This is a genomic window from Kiloniella sp. EL199 (assembly GCF_900313065.1).
Classification (GTDB): domain Bacteria; phylum Pseudomonadota; class Alphaproteobacteria; order Kiloniellales; family Kiloniellaceae; genus Kiloniella.
The window spans coordinates 114,431-140,060 of record NZ_OMPU01000013.1 but is presented as its reverse complement, the minus strand read 5'-3'; the positions used below and the strand labels follow the sequence as shown (position 1 = coordinate 140,060).

At 46.6% G+C, this 25,630-nt stretch carries 20 protein-coding genes; 12 read left to right on the top strand and 8 right to left on the bottom strand.

Translation table 11 applies throughout. The features are described 5' to 3' along the window. Window positions 1-36 precede the first annotated feature (36 nt). The 4 genes from D9A03_RS15485 to D9A03_RS15470 all read left to right on the top strand — a co-directional run bounded on the left by D9A03_RS15485 (window position 37) and on the right by D9A03_RS15470 (window position 8,233). Window positions 37-903, top strand: a complete 867-nt coding sequence (locus D9A03_RS15485) for a LysR substrate-binding domain-containing protein (RefSeq protein ID WP_120498127.1) — start codon at window positions 37-39, stop codon at window positions 901-903. Between the two features lie 155 nt (window positions 904-1,058). After that, window positions 1,059-3,050 (top strand): acetoacetate--CoA ligase, encoded by a 1,992-nt coding sequence (locus D9A03_RS15480; protein WP_120498126.1) that lies wholly within the window; start codon window positions 1,059-1,061, stop codon window positions 3,048-3,050. A 467-nt stretch (window positions 3,051-3,517) separates the two neighbouring features. Further along, window positions 3,518-5,647, top strand: coding sequence for a site-specific DNA-methyltransferase (locus D9A03_RS15475; RefSeq protein WP_120498125.1), 2,130 nt, complete (start codon window positions 3,518-3,520; stop codon window positions 5,645-5,647). A 3-nt stretch (window positions 5,648-5,650) separates the two neighbouring features. After that, window positions 5,651-8,233, top strand: coding sequence for a DEAD/DEAH box helicase (locus tag D9A03_RS15470; protein ID WP_120498124.1), 2,583 nt, complete (start codon window positions 5,651-5,653; stop codon window positions 8,231-8,233). A gap of 86 nt (window positions 8,234-8,319) precedes the next feature. Here D9A03_RS15470 and D9A03_RS20205 read toward each other — a convergent pair whose 3' ends face one another. The 3 genes from D9A03_RS20205 to D9A03_RS15460 all read right to left on the bottom strand — a co-directional run bounded on the left by D9A03_RS20205 (window position 8,320) and on the right by D9A03_RS15460 (window position 11,241). Beyond that, window positions 8,320-8,448 carry a hypothetical protein gene (locus D9A03_RS20205; RefSeq protein ID WP_256386301.1) on the bottom strand — a complete coding sequence of 43 codons (129 nt, stop codon included), beginning with the start codon at window positions 8,446-8,448 and terminating at the stop codon, window positions 8,320-8,322. Window positions 8,449-8,462: 14 nt separating this feature from the next. Next, window positions 8,463-10,376 carry a hybrid-cluster NAD(P)-dependent oxidoreductase gene (locus D9A03_RS15465; RefSeq protein WP_120498123.1) on the bottom strand — a complete coding sequence of 638 codons (1,914 nt, stop codon included), beginning with the start codon at window positions 10,374-10,376 and terminating at the stop codon, window positions 8,463-8,465. 178 nt (window positions 10,377-10,554) lie between these two features. After that, window positions 10,555-11,241 carry an SOS response-associated peptidase gene (locus D9A03_RS15460; RefSeq protein ID WP_120498122.1) on the bottom strand — a complete coding sequence of 229 codons (687 nt, stop codon included), beginning with the start codon at window positions 11,239-11,241 and terminating at the stop codon, window positions 10,555-10,557. Between the two features lie 218 nt (window positions 11,242-11,459). Here D9A03_RS15460 and D9A03_RS15455 point away from each other — a divergent pair, with 218 nt between their 5' ends. Together D9A03_RS15455 and D9A03_RS15450 are read left to right on the top strand one after the other, a co-directional pair. After that, the gene (locus D9A03_RS15455) at window positions 11,460-11,864 is read left to right on the top strand and encodes a hypothetical protein (RefSeq protein WP_120498121.1); all 405 of its coding nucleotides are present in this window, start codon (window positions 11,460-11,462) and stop codon (window positions 11,862-11,864) included. Window positions 11,865-12,258: 394 nt separating this feature from the next. Beyond that, window positions 12,259-12,669, top strand: a complete 411-nt coding sequence (locus tag D9A03_RS15450; protein ID WP_120498120.1) for a hypothetical protein — start codon at window positions 12,259-12,261, stop codon at window positions 12,667-12,669. 48 nt (window positions 12,670-12,717) lie between these two features. Here D9A03_RS15450 and D9A03_RS15445 read toward each other — a convergent pair whose 3' ends face one another. Next, on the bottom strand, window positions 12,718-13,017 hold the full coding sequence (locus tag D9A03_RS15445) for a PilZ domain-containing protein (protein ID WP_120498119.1): 300 nt from the start codon (window positions 13,015-13,017) through the stop codon (window positions 12,718-12,720). Window positions 13,018-13,376: 359 nt separating this feature from the next. On the opposite strand from D9A03_RS15445, the gene D9A03_RS15440 reads away from it, so the two are divergent. Both D9A03_RS15440 and D9A03_RS15435 read left to right on the top strand, forming a co-directional pair. Further along, complete coding sequence (locus D9A03_RS15440; protein WP_120498118.1) at window positions 13,377-14,015, top strand: glutathione S-transferase family protein; 639 nt, start codon at window positions 13,377-13,379, stop codon at window positions 14,013-14,015. Between the two features lie 245 nt (window positions 14,016-14,260). Then, a complete protein-coding gene (locus tag D9A03_RS15435) occupies window positions 14,261-15,664 on the top strand; it encodes an MFS transporter (protein WP_120498117.1) in 1,404 nt (467 codons plus the stop codon). Window positions 15,665-15,757: 93 nt separating this feature from the next. Here D9A03_RS15435 and recQ read toward each other — a convergent pair whose 3' ends face one another. Then, window positions 15,758-17,596, bottom strand: a complete 1,839-nt coding sequence (gene recQ / locus D9A03_RS15430; protein ID WP_120498116.1) for a DNA helicase RecQ — start codon at window positions 17,594-17,596, stop codon at window positions 15,758-15,760. 185 nt (window positions 17,597-17,781) lie between these two features. Between recQ and D9A03_RS15425 the strand changes: the two genes are divergently transcribed. Next, the gene (locus tag D9A03_RS15425; RefSeq protein ID WP_162938187.1) at window positions 17,782-18,192 is read left to right on the top strand and encodes an Hpt domain-containing protein; all 411 of its coding nucleotides are present in this window, start codon (window positions 17,782-17,784) and stop codon (window positions 18,190-18,192) included. A 77-nt stretch (window positions 18,193-18,269) separates the two neighbouring features. Here the strand turns inward: D9A03_RS15425 and D9A03_RS15420 are convergent, their stop codons facing one another. The 3 genes from D9A03_RS15420 to D9A03_RS15410 all read right to left on the bottom strand — a co-directional run bounded on the left by D9A03_RS15420 (window position 18,270) and on the right by D9A03_RS15410 (window position 22,372). Next, on the bottom strand, window positions 18,270-18,986 hold the full coding sequence (locus D9A03_RS15420; protein WP_120498114.1) for a Bax inhibitor-1/YccA family protein: 717 nt from the start codon (window positions 18,984-18,986) through the stop codon (window positions 18,270-18,272). 111 nt (window positions 18,987-19,097) lie between these two features. Next, entirely contained in the window at window positions 19,098-21,632 is a 2,535-nt protein-coding gene (locus D9A03_RS15415; RefSeq protein WP_120498113.1) for an ABC transporter permease, read from the bottom strand. A 5-nt stretch (window positions 21,633-21,637) separates the two neighbouring features. Beyond that, complete coding sequence (locus tag D9A03_RS15410) at window positions 21,638-22,372, bottom strand: ABC transporter ATP-binding protein (protein WP_120498112.1); 735 nt, start codon at window positions 22,370-22,372, stop codon at window positions 21,638-21,640. 288 nt (window positions 22,373-22,660) lie between these two features. On the opposite strand from D9A03_RS15410, the gene D9A03_RS15405 reads away from it, so the two are divergent. Genes D9A03_RS15405 through D9A03_RS15395 form a run of 3 tightly spaced genes read left to right on the top strand, consistent with a single transcriptional unit; the run spans window position 22,661 to window position 25,543 of the window. Continuing rightward, window positions 22,661-23,311 carry an arylesterase gene (locus D9A03_RS15405; protein WP_216825506.1) on the top strand — a complete coding sequence of 217 codons (651 nt, stop codon included), beginning with the start codon at window positions 22,661-22,663 and terminating at the stop codon, window positions 23,309-23,311. Further along, window positions 23,308-24,486, top strand: a complete 1,179-nt coding sequence (locus D9A03_RS15400; RefSeq protein WP_216825505.1) for an FIST C-terminal domain-containing protein — start codon at window positions 23,308-23,310, stop codon at window positions 24,484-24,486. Before D9A03_RS15405 ends, D9A03_RS15400 begins: the two co-directional genes overlap by 4 nt. A 16-nt stretch (window positions 24,487-24,502) precedes the next feature. After that, window positions 24,503-25,543, top strand: coding sequence for an NADP(H)-dependent aldo-keto reductase (locus D9A03_RS15395; protein ID WP_120498111.1), 1,041 nt, complete (start codon window positions 24,503-24,505; stop codon window positions 25,541-25,543). Window positions 25,544-25,630 lie beyond the last annotated feature (87 nt).

Genomic DNA, 25,630 nt, shown 5'->3' with positions numbered 1-25,630 from the left:
CTGATCAAGAAAGTCCGATAATGTGTTTTCCACACCATGATTAATATTCCCACAGATCTGTTACGTACCTTTTCTACCGTGAATGATTTAGGAAGTATAACCCGTGCAGCTGAGACACTGGGGAGGTCACAACCTGCGATCAGTCTTCAGTTGCAGCGGCTGGAAGACCTGTTGGAAATATCACTTTTTAACCGGAGCGGACGGAAGATTACACTCACTGAAGAGGGTGAAATTCTGCGTGGATATGCCAAGCAAATTCTTGCGCAGAATGATGAGGTCATTTCCAGATTGAAAACTCCGAAAGTTGGGGGTGTTGTCCGGGTCGGCTTGCCAAATGATTTTGCCGTTTCTCTGTTGCCGACAATCCTTGGTGGATTTACCAGTGCTCACGATGGGATCACACTGGAAGTTGATTGTGGGATCAGTCGTGATCTTATTCAGGCTGTGGATAAAAATGACTATGATGTGGTCATCGCGCTTTGTTCGGATACACCTTCACCCTCTCTGGCAAAAACATGGTCGGATCGTCTGGCGTGGGTCGGGAATGGTGATGAAGCGTTATTGTCGCAAGATACCTTGCCATTAATTGTTTATCCGCAGGGGTGCATCTATCGACAGCGATCAGTAGATGCCCTGAACAGGGCGGGAAAAAAATGGCGTATTTCCTATTCCAGCCCTAGCCAATCAGGTATCGAGGCAGCAGTAAAAGCGGGCTTGGGCCTGACTGTTTTATCTGAAAAAACAGTCCCGGACAGTCTGGAGATTGTGCCTGTAGAGAATGGTTATCCCGGACTGGCGGACGTCGAAGTTGGTCTCTTTTATCGTCAGGGTGATTTAAGCGAGGCCGGGTTGCGGTTGGTTAATTATATCACAGCTTCGATGGATGAACTTCATCAGGAATAGGCGTAAAAGTATCCGTTAAATTTGCTGAGATCTTGATTTCAGTCCACACAACGTGCGCATTTATATCCCATCCCTTGACGGTTGGTGTGCGGTGCAGCATAAATGATCGCTAGTCAAAATCGACACATAAAAAATATCAGGGAGCGACGGGCGATATGACTTCTGTGACCAAACCTCAGTGGGTACCAAGCGAAGATCGTGTGCAAAACGCGATTGTCACTGACTTTATGGCCTGGCTGGATCGACAGGACAGGGCGAAGGTGAATAGTTTCGCTGATCTGCATCAGTGGTCTATCAAAAATATCGCTGATTTTTGGTCTGCTGCTTGGGATTATTTCGATCTCCCCGGGGATAAAGGAGCGCATGTCTATACGCGTAACGATCAGGATATCAAGGCAAGCGCGTGGTTTTCCCAATCAAAAATAAATTTTGCAGAGAATCTGTTGCGCTATCGCGGTGATCAGGAGGCTCTTGTTTTTTGGGGCGAAAAAGGACGCCAGAGATCTTTAAGCCGGGACGAGTTGTACAATGAAGTTTCTCGTCTTGCTCAAGCACTGAAAGCACAGGGAGTTGAACCCGGTGATCGTGTCGCGGGGTTGATGCCGAATATGCCCGAAGCCATCATTGCGATGCTTGCAACAACTGCTATCGGTGGTGTTTGGTCTTCGGCTTCACCGGATTTTGGTGCTCAGGGAATTCTGGATCGGTTTGGCCAGATTGCCCCAAAAGTTTTAATAGCCCCCGATAGTTATGATTATAACCTGAAAAACCACGACGTTCTTGGTAAAATAACTGATGTGGTCAAAGAGATTCCGGCCATTGAAAAGGTCGTTGTGATTTCTTGGTCAGGTGGGGGGGTGGATTTATCTGGATTGGATAATGCCGTCGACATGCGGGATTTTATCGATCCATTCCAACCCACAGAGATAACTTTTTCTAGACAGGGATTTGATCATCCCTTGTATATTATGTTCTCTTCCGGAACCACGGGGGCACCAAAGTGTATCGTTCATCGTGCAGGTGGCGCGTTGATGAAGCAGTTGGTTGAGCACAAGTTCCACGGTGATTTGAAAGAAAATGACCGCCTGTTTTACTTCACGACCTGTGGATGGATGATGTGGAACTGGTTTGCCGCTGGATTGGGCTGTGGCGCAACCTTGATTTGTTATGATGGATCTCCGTTTGCAGGAAGTCCGACAATTCTTTTCGATCTGGCAGAACAGGAAAAAGTCACCCATTTTGGTACATCGCCAAAGTATCTGGACACTTTGAAAAAAGCTGGTGAAAGCCCGATTGAGAACTATAAGATGCCAGCACTTCGGGCAATTTTCTCAACGGGGTCTCCTTTGTTACCCGAAGGTTTTGATTTCGTTTATGAGCATGTGAAAAAGGATGTCCAGTTGGCATCCATTGCCGGTGGAACAGATATTCTGGGTTGTTTCATGCTCGGAAATCCTATCGGACCTGTCTATCGCGGCGAAATACAAACACCTGCATTGGGATGTGCAGTTTCTGCCTTTAGTGATGAGGGTAAGCCTGTGTCTGACGCCAAGTCGGATGACGGGTCCAACGAACGTGGCGAGTTGGTCTGTACTGAACCCTTCCCATCCATGCCACTCTGTTTTTGGGGCGATGAAGACGGATCCCGTTATAACAAAGCTTATTTTGAGCGCTTTGATAATATCTGGACGCATGGTGATTTTCTGGAAGTCACAGAAAATGGTGGCCTGATTATCCATGGCCGTTCTGATGCAACGCTCAACCCTGGTGGCGTTCGTATTGGTACCGCTGAGATCTATCGTCAGGTCGAAACACTAGAAGAAATCCGTGAAGCGATTGTTGTTGGCCAAAATTGGGACGGCGATGTGCGCGTGGTTCTTTGCGTTATTTTGCAAGATGGCATCGAAGATCTAAGTGACGAACTGATTAAGAAGATCAAAACCAGAATTAGAACTGGTTGTACACCGCGACATGTCCCGGCAAAGGTTGTTGCAGTGTCAGATATTCCTCGGACAAGATCAGGTAAAATCACCGAGCTGGCCGTACGCGATATCATTAACGGACGAGAAGTGGGCAACAAGGAAGCTCTCGCCAACCCCGAAGCCTTGGATCTCTATCGAAATATTCCGACATTACAGGAAGATTAAAGGGACATTTTCTTTGGTTTCATTGTCATCAATTAGGTTAAAACCATCGCATTCATGTGGTATGTAAAACTAGAGTGCGCGCGAAGTGCGCTCTTTATACACGAAGCTGACTTTTAGTCAGCCCTATCTCAAATCTACCGACTTTAGTTGGTAGGGATCTAGTTTAAGTCAAACATATTAGAAATAGTCGTCATACCTAAGAAGAAACTCCAGAAGCGAACAAGTAATACGCGATTTCCAGCTTATTCCAAATATTGGGAGTGGATTCTGAGGGGCTTCTTTCGCAAAGGAGTTTTAGATAGCCAAAACAGAGTATTTCTGCGATTGTTCCTGAAAACAGCCTAAAGCCCCATAAAACAAACATATTTCACTAATTGGTCAATTGGCCGCAAGAGCAAGAACATGAGAAAACACACTGGCCAGCAGGCGAACAAGGCAATCATTCCAACTAAGTCAGAGGCTTGGACATGTCACGGCTGACGGACCTGATTGCACAAGCCAAAGCCAAGGATCCAAAGCTTGGAGATGAGCTGGAGCGAGAGTTCAAGACGCTGGCCAATCGTCGCCAGTTTGGGTTGAACTTTGAACGCCACGCGCCAGAGAGTGTGGAACTACCCGGTCGTCCCATCCGCAAGGGGGATAAAGTGCGCGTGCTGCCACCGCGCGGGAATGCATCTAAAGGTGATCAGCGACTTTGGAAGGTGGTCAAGACGAGCCGTCAGGATGGCCAGCGCGTCGCACAGTTGGACTTGCTTGGCGCAGCAGAGCTAGAAGTGCAGACTGTGCCCGTCGAAGACCTAGTCGTTGTGGCGGAATTTCGCGATTACATCTATCCCGGTTTGGTCAGTACAGGCAAAGTCGAACGCGGCGGCGACAAGCCCTGTCATACAGTGATCAATGGCGAGAATTTCCACGCGTTAGAGGCGCTGACCTATACCCATCGCGGCAAGATCGACGTGATCTATATTGATCCGCCCTACAACACCGGGGCGAAAGACTGGAAGTACAACAACGACTATGTGGAGGGCGACGACCTTTATCGCCACTCGAAATGGTTGGCGTTTATGGAGCGGCGACTAAAACTAGCTGCACAATTGCTTAATCCAATTAACTCAACATTAATCGTTTCGATCGACGAAAAGGAATATCTGAGGCTTGGCTTGCTTCTTGAACAAGTTTTCCCCGATGGGCGCGTTCAAATGGTGTCTAGTATTATCAATCCGAAAGGCGCTTCGCGTGGCGCATCATTCGGAAGGACGGATGAATACCTTTTCTTTGTCTGGTTGGGAGACGCCGCGCCAATTCCTGGACCTTTAGGAAACGAGTGGAAGATTGTCCAAGACAAACGTGCTGGAAAATTGAGGTGGGCTGAGGCACTTCGCTCCGGCTCTGATCCATTGCGGACAGACAGCCCTAAGCAGTTTTATCCTGTATTTTTTCGTAGCGGCGGTGATGGGCCAGAGTTCCATTCGGTAGGCGAACCATTCTTTGGTGACGGTTGGCAGGGTGTCGAAGCGCCTGAAGGATGCGTGGCAATTTGGCCTATTCGCTCCAATGGTGAAGAAGGCAGATGGCAAAATAGCTCTGCTGGCCTTCGAACGTTGATCGAAAAGGGATATGCAAAGCTGGGAAAATGGCGAGGCACTTCGACTTCGATAACCTATCTTTTCCGGGGTGAGCAGAAAAAAGTCGAAGCAGGAATGTTCCCGATTATCGGGCGAAGGTCCGACAATTCTATCATCGTTGATGACGCAGCTTACAAGCCAACTTTTGTTCCAGGTACTCAGTGGCGCATTTCGTCTCATAATGCAGAGCAAGGTGGCACAAACTTGCAAAAATCGTTTATACCCGGTCGCAAGTTCCCATTTCCCAAGAGCCTCTATGCGGTTGAAGATGCGGTGCGTTTCTTCGTTTCAGACAAAACAAACGCTACTATCCTTGACTTCTTCTCCGGTTCTGGCACCACTGCGCACGCTGTCATGCGCCTCAACAAGCAGGATGGAGGCCGCCGCCAATGTATCTCCGTCACCAACAATGAGGTTGGCGCAGACGAACAAAAGGTGCTGATCAAAGACAATCTTCGCCCCGGCGATCCCGATTGGGAGAAATGGGGCATTTGCGATTATATCACCAAACCGCGTATCAAGGCTGCGATCAACGGACAGACACCCGATGGCGAGCCAATCAAGGGCGATTACAAGTTCACCGATGAATTCCCGATGGCGGAGGGTTTTGAGGAAAACGCCGAGTTTTTCACGCTAACCTATGAGACTCCGGTCTCGGTCAGCCACAATCGCGCTTTTTCCCGAATTGCGCCGCTTCTATGGATGCGGGCGGGCAGCGAGGGGCGACGCATAGACGCGTTGCCAGACACAGGTTGGGATGTTGCCGATACTTATGGCTTGCTGACCGATCTGGACGCCGCAGCGTCTTTTGTGAATGCTGTCGAGGCCGCAGGCTGCATTCGCATTGCCTATATCGTGACTGACGACGACAGGCGTTTCCAGTCGGTTGCGCAGCGCCTTCCTGATGGGGTCGAGCCAGTGCGCCTATATGAATCTTATCTTACCAATTTCCGCTTCGCGATGGGGCGCTGAGACATGAAATTTACACTTAAAGATTATCAAAACGATGCCGTTTCCGGTGTTCTGGATCGGCTCAAGAAAGCCCGCAAACGTTGGCATGAAGACAAAGAGATCAGTGCCTTTTCTCTGACAGCCACTACCGGAGCGGGTAAAACTGTCATGGCCGCTGCCGTGTTTGAGGCACTGTTCTTTGGCTCTGACGATCACGAGTTTGAACCGGACCCCGGTGCAGTGGTGATCTGGTTCAGCGATGATCCATCATTGAACGAACAATCCAAGTATCGCCTGATGGAAGCCGCTGACAAGCTGACGGTCTCTGACCTTGTGACTGTCGAAAATACGTTCGGGCGCGAGACGTTTGAACCGGGCAAGATTTACTTCCTCAACACACAGAAGCTGTCCAAAAACTCTATGCTGGTGCGCGGGCATGACCCAGACGACACTGGCGTGGAAAGCATAGATGGCACGCCGCTGATGCCGGACGCACGATCCCACACAATCTGGGATACGATCCGCAACACGGTCGATGATCCAGACTTGACGCTTTATCTGGTGCTGGACGAAGCACACCGCGGGATGCGGGACACTTTAAAGGGCACCAAGACAATCGTGACACGCTTGATCAACGGCAAAGGCTCTGTACCCGGCATTCCGGTTGTATGGGGTATCTCAGCCACTGTGCAACGTTTTGACGATGCTGTGAAGTCGATGCAGGACAGGACAGCACTCCCGAATGTAGTGGTCAGTTCAAAGTTGGTGCAAGAATCAGGACTGTTGAAAGACACGATCAATCTGGACGTCCCAGATGAAGCTGGCGACTTTACAACAGTCTTATTGAGACGGGGCACACAGAAGCTACGCGACATAACCAAAGCATGGGACGCCTACGCAGTCGAGCAAGGGGATGGTGGCAAGGTCACGCCATTGATGGTCTTGCAGGTGCCCAATTCCCCTAACAAAGAAGATGTTGGTACTTGGCTGCAAACAATATTCGATACTTGGCCAGAGTTACCCGCTGACAGCGTGTTCAATGTCTTTGGGGAACACAAAACAGAGACCTTTGGGGGGCATTCTGTGCCTTATATTGCCCCTGAGCGTGTTCAAGAGACGAATCAGGTAAGGGTTCTTCTGGCAAAAGATGCCATCAGCACCGGCTGGGATTGTCCTCGCGCCGAGGTCATGGTGTCATTCCGTGCCGCGAACGATCAGACGCATATCACGCAGTTGTTGGGGCGCATGGTACGGACACCGCTCGCAAGGCGTATTCCGGGCAATGAGCGATTGAATGCAGTTGATTGCCTTTTACCCAACTTCAACCAGACGACAGTCAAAGCTGTTGTCACGTCGTTGATGACGGGTGGCGATATGGGCGATAGTCTACCCGGTCGCCGCGTGCTCATTAACCCCAAAGAAATGTTTCCAAACCCTGAAATTCCACAAGGGGTTTGGGACAAGTTGCTTTCTTTGCCTTCAAAGTCACTCCCAAAGAAACAAGCCAGACCGATAAAGCGATTGACTGCCCTTGCCCATGAATTGGCAGCCGACGGGATACTGGCGAATGCTGGCAAGACTGCCCATGCCCACTTGCACGTGTTGCTTGATCAGGCCCAAGGCGACTTTTCAGAGGCCATAGCCAATGCTCGCCAATCAGTCTTGGTCGTCGAAGGCAAGACCGCCAAGACAGACGTAAGCACACAAAAAATGACATTCGATGACTTTGTTGAAGATGCTGACTTAGCCGTCATTGATGATGCCTACAAGCGCGCTGCGAGATTGCTATCGCCCGACTTGGCAAAGACCTATAGCGAGCATTTAGCCAGTCAAAATGATGACGATGCTGACGAAGAAGAAGCTCTGGTCGAAGCACACACCGATATTGCCGCAATCGGAATGGTTCCTGCGATTAAAGACGTCCTTGAAAAAGAGGCCGAAAAACTCGCCAACACATGGTTGACTGATTACAAAGAGGCAATAAAGGCGCTCAAAGATGAACGTCAGGACGTGTATCGCGAGCTGCGAGAATTGAGCACCAATCCTCTTGACGTCAACTTGGCAATGCCAAGAAATAGCCTGCAACCGACAATAGAATTGAAAGAAAATGGTACCGAAATACCGTTGCCGAGCTTTGACGCTCACTTGTTGTGCGACGATGAAGGCTTGTTTCCCGCAGATTTCAATACTTGGGAAACGGAAGTGCTGACGCAGGAAGCAAAGCAAGCCAATTTCTTAGCGTGGTATCGCAATCCCTCCTCGGCAAGCCCCGAATCTTTGGGTATTACTTACCTTGATGACGATCAGCATAGTATTGTACGACCTGATTTCGTGTTCTTTTCACAAGTAGACGGCGACGGGATACAGGCGAATATCATTGATCCGCATGGGCAATTTCTAGCAGACTCGCTGCCAAAATTGCTTGGTCTTTGCGATTATGCACAAGAGCATGCGGCCCACTATGGTCGAATTGAAGCCGTTGCCAAAGTTGGAGACGCCTTCCGGGTATTGGATTTGACTGATGAAGCCGTTCGAGAGCAAATTCGATTTGGATCAAGTGCTAAGGCCTTGTTTGAGGGCGCGGTATCGAAAGAATACCAAAGTTGAGCTAATTAGTCGCTAGCGTTTATTCTGAAACGACTAAGCAAGATCGGAAGTCAGAGCTTGGGATGCTATCTTTAAGGCGATTCCGGTTACTGATAAGGTTGGCTTTGTGTCAAAAGGTGCAGGGCAACATGGCTCCCGAACCCTTTGGTCGCAATTTCCTGATCATAGAGAATATTGGCAATCTGTAGAGCATTTCCTGAAGAATTTATAGGCATCTTGGTTTAAGCACTCAAAGATCAACCTCGATATCACTTTTGGGAAAGCTGCAGCAGGCGAGGAAGAGATTGTTTTTTGTATCTTCCTCGCTGAGCGCCATGGCGTTTGGTGCTGAGATTTCGCCGTGTTTTAGCTCACTTTTACAGGTGCCGCACAGACCGCCGCGACAGCTGTAGGGAATATCGATTCCTGCAGCTTCAGCCGCGTCTAGAACAGCTTGATTTCCCTTGATTTCTGCAGTCACACCTGATTTGGAAAAGTGAATTGAATAGCTTGCGGTTGATCTGTCTTTAGAGGGCAGGATTGGTTCGATGGTAAAGCTTTCCTGATTGTACTGATCTTCTGGAAAACCATTGTTCATCAGTAAAGCTCGTACCGTTGCCATAAACTGATCAGGACCACAGACAAATACATCACGCTCAAGATAATCGGGACAAACTTCTTTTAGCATTTTGGGTGAGATTCGGCCTTTGATACCGTGTTCAATCAAACTGGAGGACGGAACGCCCTGAGTCGTGTTATAGGAAAGCTTTAGCCCGGGGAATTGCTTTGAGAGCAATGACAGCTCTGACCAGGCAATAAGATCATCAATTGTGTGACCGGAATGATGGAAATGGATGTCATAATCCAACCCTGTATCCGTAATGAACCGGGTCATTGATAGCATAGGCGTTATACCTGATCCGCCAGAAATCATCAGGATTTTTTTCTTTTGGTCTTCTCTTAAATGGAAAATACCGGCGGGACCAATGGCTTCTACACTAGAGCCAACGGTTACATGATCATGCAGCCAATTGGAAACACGTCCTTTTTTAACCCGCTTGACCGTAATTGTAATAGTGTCCGGGCGTGAAGGGGGGGATGAAATAGTATAGCAACGGCTGACAATTTCGCCGTTAATTGGAATGTGAAGGGTTAAGAATTGTCCGGGTTGATAGGAAAAACGCTTCACAGGGTCAGCTGTGAATTTAAAGGTTTTTACGTCCTTGGTTTCATCAATGACCTGCACACACCGTAGTAATATGGGATTCTGATCAAAGGTTTCTGATGGCTTTGGTTTCAGATGTGCTGTCATGCGAGATGACTTGAGTTTCCAGTTATCGACGTAGTATGGTTTGGATTTTGTTTTAAGTATTTCGACAGGATCACCAATCTGAATAGTTCCCGTGTTCAAGGGAATCATATTTTCCCCGAAAATTACATCTTTCCCATCCGGAACTTGCCGGAATTCGGTGAGAGTTTTCAAAGGCTCAAGAACTTTATCAGCAGCATGGGCAAAGGGATCAACGGTTGTGAAAACACAGCGTGCGCAGGGTTTGGGTAATTCGAACCTTACATCGCCAATTCTGATCAAGGACCATCCGTCTTCTTCGAAAGGTAGAGTACCGCTAACTGTTATATTAGGACGAAAATTGGCCATGGAAACAGGGGCAAGCAAACGCCTGTTCAATTCACCCAGTGAACTCTCTGCAGTGATCAAAAGTGGAAAGCCATCGGCAAATCCCACATCATTTTCGGGGTGTTGTTTGATAAAGCGTTCAGATCGATTGCCGAAGTAAAGCAATTTCATGGGTTCGCCAAGAAGATCACTTATCCATCCATCCGCTTGGTCACCGCACTCCTGTCCAATAAGATCCGTGCCCCACACATTACTATTTTTGTATTTATCAGCAAAGCTTTCAGGATTGAGAGTGATAGATTCTTTATCCTCATGAGACAGAGTTAAAAGTGCGCCATGATAAGCGCTCTTGATTGCCGTGATCTTTGGGTGTGTCCGTCCGGTAACAAAGGTGCCGTCGGGCTTTGTAATGAGATATCGACGATCCCCGGCCAGTCCGGCTGTTAAAACAGATGCTTTGGACATTGAGATACCGGCAACAGATTTAACGGGATAAATCAAGAGATCACTGACAACTGCTTTGGACATAATAGTGCCTTTTATTGGGTGAGATTGGCCAAGAATGATTGATGATAATGATTTGATGCCAAGAAGAACAAGGGCAGATAGCAGATATATTTTAAAAATAGATTCAGTGGAGAGATTCTATTTCATATAGAAAATATTGATCAGTTTTTGGTGATTCAAAATTGCCACACTTTTGCGCTTAAAAGAGTTGAGCTTGTTGAATCTGGGGTTCATGACAGGCAGGACCTTCGTTGCGGGCATTATTGACATAGCTGGTGACGGGTGTTGCTTTGAGATTATTGATTGGGAGCGGTTTCAAGAGATCGTGCCCTCCTTTGAATAACCACGTATTGTAATTTTTTCTTGGCACAATTACCGGCATTCTATGGTGAATGTGGCAAATGTCGTGATTGGCTTCGGTTGTTAAGATGGCACAGGATTGTACTTCACTGCCATCAGCTCCAAGCCAATCATCCCAGATCCCTGCAAAAGCAAAGGGCGCATTGTCAGTCTGTGTGATGTAATAGCCTTGTTTTGCAGCAGGGCCTGTCTTCCCGGCATATCCGCTTTGCCACTCATAGAAGCCGTCGGCGGGGATCAGGCAACGCCTGCCGCGAAAGGGGCCTTTGAAGGATGGCTTTTCGTTGACTGTTTCGCTCCGGGCGTTGTGTATTGGATTGTTCAGGTTTGGTTCTTTAACCCAGTTTGGAATCAATCCCCAACGATGCAATGTGAAATGTTTCCTTTTATCAGACCCTAGAACAACAACTGCAACTGGTTGGGTCGGACAGATGTTATATCGTTCTTCCAGATTGGGTCGTTCTGGAAAGTCCATAAGGTCGCTTAGATCAGCGATAGGGGTGGTTAAAGCAAAACGTCCACACATGATTCAGAAACATTAATCCTTGAAAATTTATGCCTAACTTACCAGTTTTTTGTCTTGAGGAAACTATCTCTTCTGGTGCGATTTAGTCTTGTAATCAACGTTTGATGTAATCCCGGAGTTTCATTTTTATGCTTCTTGATCTATACCCTTGTTTTATATCGGGGCGCTTGAGAAGCGAGATAGCCTCTAATAACGAATTTTGATGCGAGATCGAACCTATGATTTTTGGATTTTTTGGACGGAAAAAAGAAATCCATATGATCGATGATGGCTTGAAGCGCACAGGTACGTTTAGCGCCGTTGTTCCAGATGCTGTAAAGCTGACTTTGTGGCGCTTGGCAAAAGACAGAGGGTTACTTAGAGATAATCCAGAGGGAGCCCTTCATGATTTGGCTGGGTTCTTGAGTTATTGTATTCTGGGGCAAGAAGATTTTGAAGATTTTAACGGCGCTGAAGAGTCAAAAGAAATGCTGCGTCGATTAGAGATGGTCAAGGTTTTTGAAGATGGTATTGATGCTGAAATTGTTCTTTTAACTCTTCACGCTGGATTGGCTGATGAAACTACAGCTGGGCAATATTCAATAGAAGAGGACGCTGATTCAACTGATGTTGTTCAGGGTTAATATGATTTAGTGTGATTTTCTGGGAGAACAAGGGCGGAGAACACTTCTTTTGGCTAAGCTGTTTTACTATATGATGTGGATATTTTTTATCCCCTTTATCCTGTTGCTAAACATGATTGAAGGGAAAAATGACTATCCATTAAAACAGCCAGATCGCCGTGGAGGCGGTGATACGAACGCCCCGAAGAAAAAAACAGAAGAAAACCGATAAAGTTACTGCCCATAAACCTGAGTTAACGTATAATGGGCAACTTGGAAGTGAATTAAGGGAATTAAGATCATTAGTGAGGGATTTTCAGAAACGGAGCGGATCAGGTTCCACAACCTTTTACAGGTTGCAGCGTTAAGCCCGTATGACGGAGAGCGAGAGAATGCCCTTGCGGCAGCTAAGCGTATGGCAGTAAAACATAATATGTCGTTGGAAGAGGCTGCAGAAGGTGGTCCGAGAGATGAGCCAAAACAAAAGGCGCGTCCGGCTTCCTATAGTATGTCGGCGACGGAACGTGTTTTTGCCAACTCGCTCCATTTGATGGATTCTCATCTTGCACAGGAAAAAGCCCGTCATGAAGCAGCACTAAAGGCCGCTTATGAACGAGGCTTGTCCAAGGATGATAAGCCTCAAAAATCACTCGGCAGCCCTGTGAAAGTCAGAAACAGAAAACCACGGGGTATGCCGCCAAAAATTCACGCCGCTGTTTTGTTGAGGGAAACAGAACTATCCATTCGTGAAATTTCGAGCATTACAGGGCTGGATGTTTATAAAGTTACAGCAATGAAACTTAAGAACAGAAAGCCAGCTGCTTAAAGATCAGAGAATTATAAACAGAACCAATGTTCTCTGAATGACAATCTTTTAAATATTATTAAAAAGAGCCCCCTGGCGATGATCGTGAAGTGGCGCACTGTGTGGATGTCTGTCTCTAAACTGTACGCCGACACCATCCCAGGCATGTCGAACGACTGTACCGGAATACCGTCCCAAACTGCTTAGATCAAGTTCGACAACAGTACCGATAGGAGGGCGACAAAAAGTTTCCAGAAAGAGTCCGTTTCCGGATAGATTTTGAACGGAACAAGGGTGCCAAGAACCATCAATGCCCAAAGAGGCGTTATCCCCTGCGGCATATCTTTTATATTGGCGGTTTTCTATCATCAAATACACTTGTACCAAATCATTTATAAGAACGATTCTAGGTACTAATTCTTACCAATTCCTTTCTAAAACCTTTCAAATACCTATAAACTTGTGTGATTTCTGTGAACAATGAATCCTATGCGTGCATTTAGGGTTAAGGACCACATCTTTGTGCGGAGCTATGCTCTTTTTCGAGGCAGTTTTCCTTGACCGAAAAGCTTTGATGACTGATGTGTTATATAACCGTTTTACTTCGTTCTTCTACTTTGCTGCTTAATTGCTTGTATTGATCTATTTACATGCTGTTATGCATGCTTGAGATAAAGATAGTTAAAACGCTTGTAGGTGATTTGTTTCAGCACAGGAAATAGCATCAAATGTATAAACTGCACTACTATCCCGGCAATGCGAGCATAGCCCCACATATGTTGATGGAGGAGCTTGGCGTTGACTATGAGCTTGTCTATGTGGACCGTAATAAACAGGCACATAAAAGTCCAGAATATCTTGCTTTGAATCCTTCTGGCCGTATTCCTGTGTTAGAAGATGGTACGATGGTTATTTCAGAGACCGCGGCAATTTGTTTACATATTGCTGATCGCCATCCTGAAGGTCGGATGGTGCCGGATATTGCGACGCCGGAACGGGTCAAGTTTTACCAATGGCTGATGTTTTTAACCAATACGATTCAGACAGAGTTTCTGGTTTATTATTACTCTGAACGTTATAGCAGTGATGTATCGGATGCCCCGGCGATAAAGGAAGCAGCTGAACAACGTCTCATTAGTTATTTTGAGATTGTCGAAGCTCAGCTTGCAAAAAAAGGCCCCTATATGATGGGAAAAGTGGTCTCGTTTTTGGATTTTTATCTTTTGATGCTCTGTCGTTGGGGGCGTTTTCTGTCGACAAAGCCAAGCGAAATGAAGCATTTGGGTAAACATGTTCAACTTATGAGCAAGCATCCGGCGGTTCTCAGAACTTTTGAGCAAGAGAAGCTGGAAGCACCTTTTGCCTAAGAAAATTTTCTGAATTTTTTGATTTTTAATAACGGTTGGTGGCTTATTATCAACCGTTATTTTTACCTCTGAATTTCAAATATTTGATATATAAGACTAATGCTTATTTCTCTTTTGTTCTGCCAGAGTAGTGAATAGAGAAGCGAAAAGTCGCAACTAAGGTAGAATTATCTTAATAAATATTCTCTAGTGGTAAGAATGGAATCTGGTAGGGGCTTTGTACCTTATGCCAAGGGGAATAATAAATGTTATCAGCGATCACTAATTCTTGGTCACTTTTACTCGGCATTGCCTTTCTGATGTTAGGCAATGGATTACAAAGTACTGTGCTGAGTGTACGTGGCTCTATAGAGGGGTTTTCGACCGAATCAATCGGTGCTGTGATGACCTGTTATTTTATCGGGTATCTTGCTGGATCATTTGTGACGCCTAAGGTTCTTGCCAATGTAGGGCATGTGCGTGTTTTTGCGGCGCTGGCCTCGTTGTCTTCCGCTTCAGCATTGATGCATGCGGTTTTTATCGATCCCTATACTTGGGGTGCGATGCGTCTTATAACCGGATTTTGTTTTGCGGGATTATATATCGTCGCTGAAAGTTGGCTGAACGATAGCTCAACCAATGAAACCCGTGGACAGCTATTGGCTGTCTATATGGTGGTTGTGTACGGCGCTATGGGGTTGGGGCAGCTCCTGATTAATATTTCCGACCCGGGTAGCTTCTTGCCTTTCATTTTGATGTCGGTACTGGTTTCCCTTGCTCTTATTCCTACAACCCTGACGGTTGCACAGGTTCCAACTTTTGAATCGCCTACTCCCGTTAGCTTAAAACGACTTTTTAATATTTCTCCATTAGGTTTTGTCTGTGCATTTGCTGTTGGTGCTGTTCAAGCCCAAATTTTTGGTTTGGGGGCGATTTATGCCAAAGAATTGAACATGACAACCAGAGATATTTCCTTTTTTGTGGTGGCAATGTCTATTGGCGGCGTCGCACTTCAATGGCCGATTGGCAAGGTGTCTGATCATTTTGATCGACGTAAAGTTCTGATTGTTGTGGCGCTTCTAGCAGGACTGATTGGTATTTCAATGGGTTTCTTCTCAGGTCCAGAAGCGACGGTATGGTTTCTGGGCAGTGCCTTTCTGTTCGGAGCGCTTTGTTTGCCTTTGTACTCATTGGCGATTGCACATACGAATGATTATCTGGATGCATCTGAAATTGTTGGTGCGACGAGTGCATTGATTGTTATTGGTGGAATAGGCGCAATTGTGGGGCCGATCATCAGTACATTTTTGATGGGGCAACTGGGACCAAATGCTTTTGTATACAGTATGTCAGTAACTTTGTTACTGATTACAGCATTTGGTGTGTTCCGTATGACACAACGTAGCTCTGTACCAATTGCAGAACAGGGCGATTATATCGCAGTGCCTGCAGAATCATCCACAATGGTTGTCGCGATGACACCAGAAGGAGAAGAATGGTACGAGGAGGTCATTGCCGAAGCGGAAGCAGAGGAAGAGACCGCTGATACAACCATCGGGGATGAAGAAACCGAGTCAGATACTCTGGAAGACGGTCCTGCGTTTTGGGAAGAGGAAGCCCCGTCAGAAGAGGAAATGTCCGAAACTGAGAATACGGCGAAAAACGGTTAGTTTTATGGCCAATGAAGGTTGGCAATGGGTATGGTTGCGAAGGCTCGGAATAAAAACGGGCCAGGGTACCCAGAAAATGATTCCAGAAAATTATTATCGGTTTTCGTTGATAATCTCGAGGAATATATCGGCATAGCGTTCAAGTTTGCGCTTGCCGACACCGGGGACATTTGCCATGTCGCCCAAATCAACCGGGCGCGCCATAACCATTTCCAAAAGGGTTTTGTCGTTAAAGATCACATATGGGGGCACCCCCTGATCCTTCGCAAGTTCAAGGCGTTTTGCTCTTAAGGCCTGAAAGAGTGCTTCGTCTTTAGGGTCGTCGATTGTTGCTGCAGGACCAAAAGATTTTTTATAATGACTGCGAAGTGATGCACGGGTTTTCTTTGCCGGATCACGGCGGAACTGAACCGTCTTTTCACCTCGTAAAACGGGGCGACAATCTTCACCAAGCTGAAAAGATCCATGGCCTTCCATATCCACTTTCAAATAGCCAAGGGCGACGAGTTGGCGGAAAATGGATCGCCATTCCTGTTTCAAGAATTCTGTGCCAATGCCAAAGGTGCTTAGTTGATCGTGTCCAAGTTTTTCAATGCGTTCTGTCTTGGCCCCCAAGAGAACATCAATGACGTGTGCTGAACCGAAAATTTGCCCCGTTCGATATACGGTAGAGAGTGCTTTTTGCGCAGCTTCTGTACCATCAAAGCTTTCGACAGGTGTCAGGCAGGTATCGCAATTGCCACAAGGTTCAATTGGGTTGTCATCAAAATATTCCAGTAGAACCTGTCGTCGACAGCGCGTGGTTTCGCAAAAGCCCAATAAGGCTTCCAGCTTTCTGTTTTCGATCCGTTTTTGTGCTTCGGGTGCATCGGATTGTGATGCCATGTGATAGAGCCGGGCGACATCGTTCATGCTGTAGATCATCCAGGCCTCTGCCGGAAGACCATCACGCCCTGCGCGACCTGTTTCCTGATAATAAGCTTCCAGACTTTTGGGCAGATCCAGATGGATCACGAAGCGGACATCGGGTTTATCTATGCCCATACCAAAAGCAACAGTGGCCACCATGATCACAGCATCTTCTTTGAGAAAACGATCCTGATTACCTGATCTTATGTCTTTGGAAAGACCTGCATGGTAGGGCAAGGCATTAAAGCCCTTTTCACTCAGGGATTGAGCAATTTCTTCTACCTTGTTTCTGGACATGCAGTAAATGATACCGGACTGTCCCGCATGTTCGCGTTCTAGCAGGTCGATTAGCTGTTTTTTTGGGGCAGCCTTCAAGCCAATCTTGTAACGAATATTTGGTCGATCAAATCCGGCGACAAAGGCACGGGCTTCACTTAAATGAAGGCGCTCTTTGATATCTTGTCTGGTTGGCCCGTCAGCTGTCGCAGTCAGGGCAATTCTGGGAACCCATGGAAAACGTTCTTTCAAGAGGCTGAGTTGCAGGTATTCCGGTCTGAAATCGTGCCCCCACTGTGAAACACAGTGCGCTTCATCAATGGCAAAGAGCGATAGGTCACACTGCTCTAAAAGATTCAGAAAGCCATCAGTGAGAAGCTTCTCCGGGGCGACATATACCATGTCGAGTTCTCCGGATCGCATGCCTCGTTCCGTGGCGAGTATTTCGCCGTAGGGCAGTGTCGAGTTCAAGGCCGCAGCTTTGACGCCCAGTTGTTGAAGCGCGGTAACCTGATCCTGCATCAGGGCAATCAGAGGAGAGACAACAACCGCAAGGCCGGGACGACAAAGTGCGGGAATTTGATAACACAAAGATTTACCGCCACCCGTTGGCATCAAGACAAGAGCATCACCACCATCAATTACATGGTCAATGATAGCCTCTTGATCTCCACGAAAGCTATCGTAGCCAAAAATTCGGCTAAGTATATCCTGTGCGGAAGGTATTTGGGGGGCGAAGGCATCCATGCTTGGCTTATAACCAAGTCTTTCGTGGTCGGTCAAAAAGAGTTTGTTAAGGGGTTGTATTGTATTTTATAGCGAGATCTTGTTTTATGTTGCCGACTTGTGTCTAACGAGATCTGGAAATAGCTGCTGTTAATAATATCAATACCTTCTTTTGCTTGTCATTTTAATATGAAAAGGATGTGGATGTGTCAGAGACAGGCCAGGTACCCCATATCGACACAGAACTTGCTGAAATTTATCGAGCAGGTGTGCAAGATGATTTTTCTGCGCTTGAAAATATACTCGAAAAAATAATCAACAATCCTGACGACCAATTCGAAGCCATCGATCAAGCTCGTGGTATTGTCCATAATATCAAAGGGCAGGGTACAAGTTTTGGTTTTCCACTTATTACAACAATTGCAGATAGTTTCTATAAGCTTTTAAAGCACGAGCTTGAGCAAAACGCTCTCCATGCTTCGACGCCTAAGTTATTTGAAGCCCATCTCAAGGCTATGAAGTCGATCATTGTCAACGAGATTTATGGAGAGGGACCTGATTTGATGCAGATTATTGCGGAATCGCTTAAGAAGAATGTGAATCAAGTAATTTACTAAAAAAATAGAATTTCAGAGATGAAAAAAGCCCGATGCTAATTCACCGGGCTTTTTGTATGACTTGATGTTATCAGCGCTTATTCGCGGTTACCAAAAAGCTGTAACAGGAACAAGAACATGTTCAGGAAGTTCAGGTATAGTGAAAGGGCACCCATAATAGATTTTTTCTGGGCAACTTCCGTATGGTCACTTTCCATATACATTAGTTTGATGCGCTGTGTGTCGTAAGCGGTAAGGCCTGCAAAGATCAGAACACCAAGAACGGAAATTACAAACTCAAGCCCAGAAGAGCCTATGAAGATGTTCACGATACTTGCGATAATAAGACCAAAAAGACCGATGATCAGGAAAGATCCCATCGCTGACAGGTTCTTTTTGGTCGTGTAACCGACAAGACTCAAACCGGCAAAAGAGGCCGCTGTGATGAAGAATACGCGGGCGATTGAGCCCATTTCATATGCAATGAAGATAGAAGAGATAGAAACTCCCATCAACACAGAGAAAACCCAAAATAATATTTGAGCAGTTGAAGCTTGAAGGCTGTTAATACGAGCGCTTAAGAAAAAAACCATTCCTAGTGGTGCAAGCATAACTACCCATTTTAAAGGTGAGCCAAAAATTGCGTACATAAGTTCAGGGCTCTGGGATACTCCGAAAGCAGCAAGTCCGGTAATGACTAGGGCAATTGACATATAGTTGTATACGCCAAGCATATATTTGCGCAGACCAGCATCAATGTCGGCTGCTGTTGCCTGGCCATATCCAACACTGCGTTGTGTGGAACGGTCGATCATAAGAAACCTCGTCTCGTTTACATAAAAGCTGTCCCTAATATTGGGTCTTGTTGCTTAAAAATCAACAATAATCGGGTTCTTCAGTCGGATATTATGGTTTTGCCTGAAAATTTATTCATTTCGTAATAATGCAGCGGGGCGTTGTCGTAGTGCACTCCATGTCCCGGCATAACCACAAACCAGTGTTGCGAGCAAAGCCAGCAAAGGGGTGAAGAGAACAACTTCGGTAAGTAACGCGAATTCGAGGCGTAAAATATAGATCGTAATTGCCCAGGAAGCTGCGGCACCAATAACAACTGCAACCATGGCAGAGATCAGGCCTAACATGCCAAATTCCAAAAAGAAGGTTGCTGCGAGTGATTTTCTACTCGCGCCCAAGACTTTCAGAACAATCGAATCGTATACCCGGCGGCGATGTCCCGCGGCGACGGCACCGCCCAGTACAAGGGTGCCCGCCAACAAGGCAACAACAGCAATAACGGAAAGGGCAAGGGCAACGTGACTCAGTAATTCTGTGGCCGCTTCCAGTGCTTCTTTGACACGAATAGAGGAAACATTTGAAAATTGATCGGTGACTTTGATCTCTAACGCATCCTCTATGTCAGGCAAGGCTTTGACGGTCGCAATATGTGTTTGTGGTGCTTTAGACATCAGGCCGGGAGAGAAAACCATAACAAAATTGATTTCCAAACCACCCCAATCGATTTTTCTCAAGTTTGCAATCTCGACATCAATGGGACGTCCCAACAGGTTGATTGTCAAACTGTCCCCAATACTAAGACCCAGTCCTTTTGCCACGGCTTGATCAAGAGAGACCAAAGGCTTGCCGTTATAGTCTTCTGGCCACCAGTTTCCATCGACGAGTTTGGTGTTCTCCGGCATTTCGGCGGACCATGTCAGGCCGCGATCACTGCGAAATACCCATTTGATTTCGCTTGGAATTTCCAACTCGGAAGGGGGGGTGCCATTTACGGCTGTAATCCTGCCGCGCATCATGGGGACACGCCGTAATTCATTGACGCCAGCCGTGCTTTTCACAAGTTTGTCAAAATCTTCAACCTGTTCAGGCTGGATATCGATAAAGTAAAAGCCGGGGGCTTCTTCTGGCAGGCTTTGTGTGACGGCCTGACGAACATTCCCTTCCAATAGCGCAACAATGACAAGGACAGTAAGTCCTAATCCCATTGACAGGATGACGCTTGTTGTTGGCGCACCCGGTCGGTGAAGGTTTGCAATTGCTGTGCGCAGGGCTGGGTGCGTTGCCCGTGGCAAAAACCTGGTGAGTTTGGTTATGAGCCACCCAACGCAGTGATAAATGGCGAAGGTACTGATTGCGCCAACAATAAAGAACCCGGCAATTCTGGGATTACTTGCAAAGGTAACTGCGGTCAGCGCGAGAAGAATAGCGCTAAGACTTAAAGCCAGCATCGCCTTTGGCGTTGGACGTCCAGTAATCGGGGATGTTAAATCTCTGAAAAGACGCGCAGGCGAGGTTTTCCCCGCTTTGGACAACGACCAGATTGAAAAGGTGAAAGCGGTGAGGAAGCCGAAAGCTGCTGCAAGTAAAAGAGGTTCAGCATAAAATTGTGCAGCGATTTCCCACCCCAAAATATCTTTGGCAAAGGCGCTGGCAATATAAGGCGCGGATGCGCCTGCAAACAACCCTGTAATAGTGCCGATCAGAGTAAGGAAAAGTATTTGAATAAGATAGATCTGGAAAATTAACCTGGAAGGAGCCCCAAGACATTTCAGTGTTGCCACCACACCTACTTTGCTGTCCATAAAGCTTTTCACTGCGTTTGCGATACCAACACCGCCAACGAGCAATGTCGCTAGCCCGATAAGTGTCAGATACATGCCCAGGACATCAATAAACTGGCTGATGCGTGGTGCAGCCTTTTCTGAACTTCTTATTCGCCAACCTGCTTCCGGAAAGGTTGTTGTAATTGCTTCCTGAAAAGCTTTGAGATCTGTTTCGATGGGCAAGGCCAGACGATAGTCATATCGAACCATGCTGCCGGGTTGAATAAGGCCTGTTCCTTCAAGACTTTCTCCGAACACCATCACAGTGGGGCCATAGGTAAAGGCGCGGGTTGAAAGATCAGGCTCTTTTATGAGGGATGCTCGTATTTCATAATGTTCATTGCCAACGACGATCTGATCGCCGACCGCTAGATTGAGTTTTCGTAAAAGGTTTGGGGCGAGAATGGTGCCCCATCCTTTGTCGGTTTTAGCAAGAGCATCTGAAAGCGTGATATTGGGCTCAAGGATCACATCGCCGTAAAGGGGATAAACGTTATCAACGGCGCGCAATTCTATCAGGGTGCGTTTGCCACCCTCTACCGCTTGTTTCCCCATCGTACGCATCTCGCGAACAAGAGAAATTTTCCCCTTCTCTTGAAGCCAGTTCAGTTGGGCGTCCGAAGCTTTGCGATGCACCAGATTAAGCGCGATGTCACCGCCCAAGAGATTGCGGCCGTCATTTCGTAATCCCTGTTCAATGGCCGCCGAGATTGAGCCAACGGCGGCAATGGCGGCAACACCCAAAAACAAACAGGCCAGAAATATACGAAAGCCTTTTATGCCACCCCTGAGTTCGCGAAAGGCATAACTGGCAGCAAGAGAGAAAGGTAAGCGTTTTGACATAGTGATTAGCCCTGCGATGCCAGAGCGGGTGACGTATCTTGAGCTGCATTACTACTGATTTGTTCTTTCAGTTGTCCATCCTGAAGGGTGATGGTTCGATTGCACATTGCTGCAAGACGGGGATCATGCGTGATGAGAATCAAGGTGGTGTCATGATCTTTTTGCAGTTTGAAAAGCAGTTCAATGACCATTTCCCCAGTTGTGCTATCAAGATTACCGGTGGGCTCATCTGCCAGCAGTATTTTGGGCTCTGCAGCAAAGGCCCGGGCAAGCGCCACTCTTTGCTGTTCACCGCCGGAAAGTTGTCCAGGGAAATGATCCAGTCTATGCCCTAGTCCAACAGCTTCGAGCCTTTCCTGTGCACGTTTCAATGCATCTGGCTTGCGTGCAAATTCAAGAGGGACAGCGACGTTTTCCAGAGCCGTCATTGTTGGAATGAGATGGAAGTCCTGAAATACGATACCAATGGCGTCTCGGCGAAAACGAGCGAGGGCGTCTTCGTCCATTTTTCCCAGGTCATGTCCGTCAATTTCAACACTGCCGGATGTTACCGCTTCGAGGCCCGCCATTAACATCATCATGGATGATTTTCCGGCACCGGATGGTCCAACCACAGAAACAGTCTCGCCCTTGTCTATGTTCAGATTAATGTCTTTGAGGATATCAACCTTTCCGGCCAATGAGCTCAAGGTCAGATTGACATTTGAAAGACAGACAAGATTTTTTGAGCCCGAGGTCATAGTAAGAAAGACTTTCTCTGCATTGTCATAAAGCGTTGATCAGAAACCTATATGGTAGTGGATATCAGGATTTCAATCATTGAGATAGTTGACAGTTGATTTCTTTGGACGAAAAAAATTGCTTTAAAAGATTGAATTGAGGGTCAGGTATGAAAATTAAAAAAGCAAAACTGAAGAAGAAATAGTCAGGATATCGTGAACAAGACTTGTTCCTTTAAGATATCGAACATATTTCAAAGTATAGTATGTAATGGTTGTTGCTTTTATTGGAAATGATTGATCCTATAGATGATGATTAAATTTCTTTGCAGACGCTTATTCCGTCTTACCTCATATTTTTTTATTACTCTTTTAACCGCAAATTTATCCTATGCAGAAACACCAGTTAAGCTTTTGGCTTTTGGTGATAGTCTGACTCACGGTTATGGCCTGGAGGCAGGCGATACCTTCCCTGAACGGTTACAAGTTGCGTTGCGCGAATCCGGATACAATATCACGGTTATTAACGGTGGGAACTCAGGTGATACTTCGGCATCGGGTCGATCTCGTCTGGATTGGGCTCTGTTAGATGAAGCTCAGATTGTTATTGTTGAACTCGGTGCGAATGACGGGTTGAGGGGGCTGGAACCATCGCAAACGCGGGAAAACCTTAGTCAGATCGTTGCCGGGTTCAAAGATTCAGGCGCGAAAGTCCTTTTGACGGGTATGCAAGCCCCCAGAAATCTGGGCACTGAGTATGTGGCCGAGTTTGATAAGATTTATCCGGAGTTGGCAGAGGAATATAACGTTGCTTTTTACCCTTTCTTTCTGGAAGGGGTGGCGCTTGATGCCTCATTGAATCAGGCAGATGGTATCCATCCAAATCGGCAGGGTGTGGATTTAATTGTTCAGAATATCTTACCCTATCTTGAGCCTTTGCTTGAGGAAGGGAAAGAATGAATATGATGCAGGAGGCTCCGAGGTTTAAGGCGGCTTTTTCTTCTTCGCCGGATTGGTCAAAGGCCTGTGCAGAGATTCTGAATGGTTTGGGTGACCTGCCACCTGAAGCGAATTTGGGTTGTATCTATGTCACGGATATCTTTGCGGATGACTTGTCGAGTATTTTGACTTTTTTAAAGACAAAAACAGGCCTTGATAACTGGACAGGAACAGTCGGGATCGGGATTGGAGCAAATGCAGCAAATCAACTCGGTCGTTTTTCTGCCGTAGAACTATATGACGAACCGGGCGTAAGCGTTATGATCAGTTCGTTTCCATCCGGTTCGTTCCAGGTGTTTGAATCAGGGCAAATGGAAACGGATGAAGGCATCAAACTTGCGGTAACCGGAGAAGGCGTTGAAAAATGGCTGGAGACAAATACGCCTTATCTTGGATTGATTCATGGTGATCCACGTCACTATGATCTTCCTTTGCAGATCTCGTCTCTTTCAGCTGGATTAGAGACGTATCTTGTGGGTGGTTTAAGCTCTTCACGTGGCGAGTTACCGCAAATCGCAAACCATATAACTGATTGTCCTTTATCCGGTGTTTTCTTCAATGATTCTATCCCAGCGATCACAGGTTTAACGCAGGGATGCACGCCAATCGGTCCCAAGAGAGTGATTACTTCAGCGGATGAGCAGAAGATTTATACAATCGATGGGCGTTCCGCGCTGGATGTTCTCAAAGAAGACATTGGAGAGCTTTTGTCACGGGATCTGAGCAAGATTGGTGGCTATATTTTTGTCGGCTTTTCGGTTGAAGGCAGTGATAGTAATGACTATCTGGTACGAAATCTGATGAGTATTGATACCAGTGATGGTTCCCTGAACATTACCGAAGAAGTTTCAGTGGGACAGCCGATCTTTTTTTGTAGACGAGATAATGAGGCAGCACGAAAAGATCTCAATCGTTTGCTGGATGACATGCGCGCGCGTTTACCGCGCGCTCCCAAAGCCGGGTTGTACTATTCATGTCTGGGAAGAGGGCAAGCATTATTTGGACCAAATTCTGAAGAGCTCAATATCCTTCGCCAGGAATTTGGGGATATGCCGATGGTAGGATTTTATGCCAATGGTGAAGTATCCCATGATCGATTGTATGGCTATACCGGGGTTTTGACGCTTTTTTATTAAAGCTATTGAGGATGTTATGAGATATACTAAACTTGGCCGCACAGATATTAAGGTCAGTGAAATTTGCCTGGGGACCATGACCTGGGGAGAACAGAATACACAAGCCGAAGCCTTTGAGCAGATGGATTATGCGCTGGAGAAAGGTGTTAATTTTTTCGACACAGCTGAAATCTATGCAGTACCGCCAAAGGCCGAGACCTATGGCCGCACAGAAGAAATAATCGGGAACTGGTTTCAGGAACGGGGTAACCGGGACAAAATTGTTCTTGCATCAAAAGTCGCAGGTCCCAGTGCTGCGCAAACCTATATTCGTGGTGAAGTTTCCCGCTTTAACCGAAAGCATATTGTCGAGGCACTTGATAATTCCCTGAGACGTCTTCAGACAGATTATATTGATCTCTACCAATTGCACTGGCCAGATCGGAATACCAACATTTTTGGTCAACTTGGTTTTGAATACCAGGATCAGGAGCAGATTACCCCACCGGAAGAAACACTGAGTGTTCTCGGCGAATTGGTCAAAGCTGGCAAGATTCGGCATGTTGGCCTTTCCAATGAAAACCCATGGGGGGTGATGCAGTTTCTGAAACTCGCCGAAGAAGGGCGAGGGCCACGTATGGTCTCTATTCAAAATCCCTATAGCTTTTTAAATAGAAGCTTCGAAGTTGGCCTTGCCGAAATTTCCATGCGAGAAGATATCGGTTTGCTTCCTTATGCACCTTTGGGGGCAGGTAGTTTGACGGGTAAATATCTTGGCGGAGCACGACCGGAAGGCGCCCGGATGACACTTTTCCCGGATAACACACGCTATATGGGGGAAAGAGGACAAGCGGCTATTGCGGATTATGTCGATCTTGCTGAAAGGTACCGTCTTGATCCCGCACAGATGGCATTGGCTTTTGTGCGTTCACGGCCCTTTGTGACGGCACCAATTATCGGGGCCACAAAGATGGCACAATTGAAGGTAAATATTGAATCAGCTGAACTTGATCTTTCAGAAGAGGTTTTAAAAGAGATTGAAGAACTGGGACGTAAATACACAATTCCCTGTCCTTAAATTACTGGATCCTTAAATTACTGGATCCTTAAATTACTGGATCCTTAAATTACTGGGGCCTTAGTTTACAGGGCGTTGCAGGTTCTA

Excerpts from the sequence above, each read along its gene's own strand:
- D9A03_RS15460 (WP_120498122.1), bottom strand. The coding sequence starts at position 11,241 with ATGTGTGGACGTTTTGCTTTAACCACCCCTATCGCTGATCTAAGCGAC.
- D9A03_RS15475 (WP_120498125.1), top strand. The coding sequence starts at position 3,518 with ATGTCACGGCTGACGGACCTGATTGCACAAGCCAAAGCCAAGGATCCA.
- D9A03_RS15435 (WP_120498117.1), top strand. The coding sequence starts at position 14,261 with ATGTTATCAGCGATCACTAATTCTTGGTCACTTTTACTCGGCATTGCC.
- D9A03_RS15405 (WP_216825506.1), top strand. The coding sequence starts at position 22,661 with ATGATGATTAAATTTCTTTGCAGACGCTTATTCCGTCTTACCTCATAT.
- D9A03_RS15480 (WP_120498126.1), top strand. The coding sequence starts at position 1,059 with ATGACTTCTGTGACCAAACCTCAGTGGGTACCAAGCGAAGATCGTGTG.
- D9A03_RS15465 (WP_120498123.1), bottom strand. The coding sequence starts at position 10,376 with ATGTCCAAAGCAGTTGTCAGTGATCTCTTGATTTATCCCGTTAAATCT.
- D9A03_RS15410 (WP_120498112.1), bottom strand. The coding sequence starts at position 22,372 with ATGACCTCGGGCTCAAAAAATCTTGTCTGTCTTTCAAATGTCAATCTG.
- D9A03_RS15440 (WP_120498118.1), top strand. The coding sequence starts at position 13,377 with ATGTATAAACTGCACTACTATCCCGGCAATGCGAGCATAGCCCCACAT.
- D9A03_RS15445 (WP_120498119.1), bottom strand. The coding sequence starts at position 13,017 with ATGATAGAAAACCGCCAATATAAAAGATATGCCGCAGGGGATAACGCC.
- D9A03_RS15420 (WP_120498114.1), bottom strand. The coding sequence starts at position 18,986 with ATGATCGACCGTTCCACACAACGCAGTGTTGGATATGGCCAGGCAACA.
- D9A03_RS15455 (WP_120498121.1), top strand. The coding sequence starts at position 11,460 with ATGATTTTTGGATTTTTTGGACGGAAAAAAGAAATCCATATGATCGAT.
- D9A03_RS15415 (WP_120498113.1), bottom strand. The coding sequence starts at position 21,632 with ATGTCAAAACGCTTACCTTTCTCTCTTGCTGCCAGTTATGCCTTTCGC.
- recQ (WP_120498116.1), bottom strand. The coding sequence starts at position 17,596 with ATGGATGCCTTCGCCCCCCAAATACCTTCCGCACAGGATATACTTAGC.
- D9A03_RS15395 (WP_120498111.1), top strand. The coding sequence starts at position 24,503 with ATGAGATATACTAAACTTGGCCGCACAGATATTAAGGTCAGTGAAATT.
- D9A03_RS20205 (WP_256386301.1), bottom strand. The coding sequence starts at position 8,448 with ATGCCTATAAATTCTTCAGGAAATGCTCTACAGATTGCCAATATTCTC.
- D9A03_RS15400 (WP_216825505.1), top strand. The coding sequence starts at position 23,308 with ATGAATATGATGCAGGAGGCTCCGAGGTTTAAGGCGGCTTTTTCTTCT.
- D9A03_RS15450 (WP_120498120.1), top strand. The coding sequence starts at position 12,259 with ATGGCAGTAAAACATAATATGTCGTTGGAAGAGGCTGCAGAAGGTGGT.
- D9A03_RS15485 (WP_120498127.1), top strand. The coding sequence starts at position 37 with ATGATTAATATTCCCACAGATCTGTTACGTACCTTTTCTACCGTGAAT.
- D9A03_RS15470 (WP_120498124.1), top strand. The coding sequence starts at position 5,651 with ATGAAATTTACACTTAAAGATTATCAAAACGATGCCGTTTCCGGTGTT.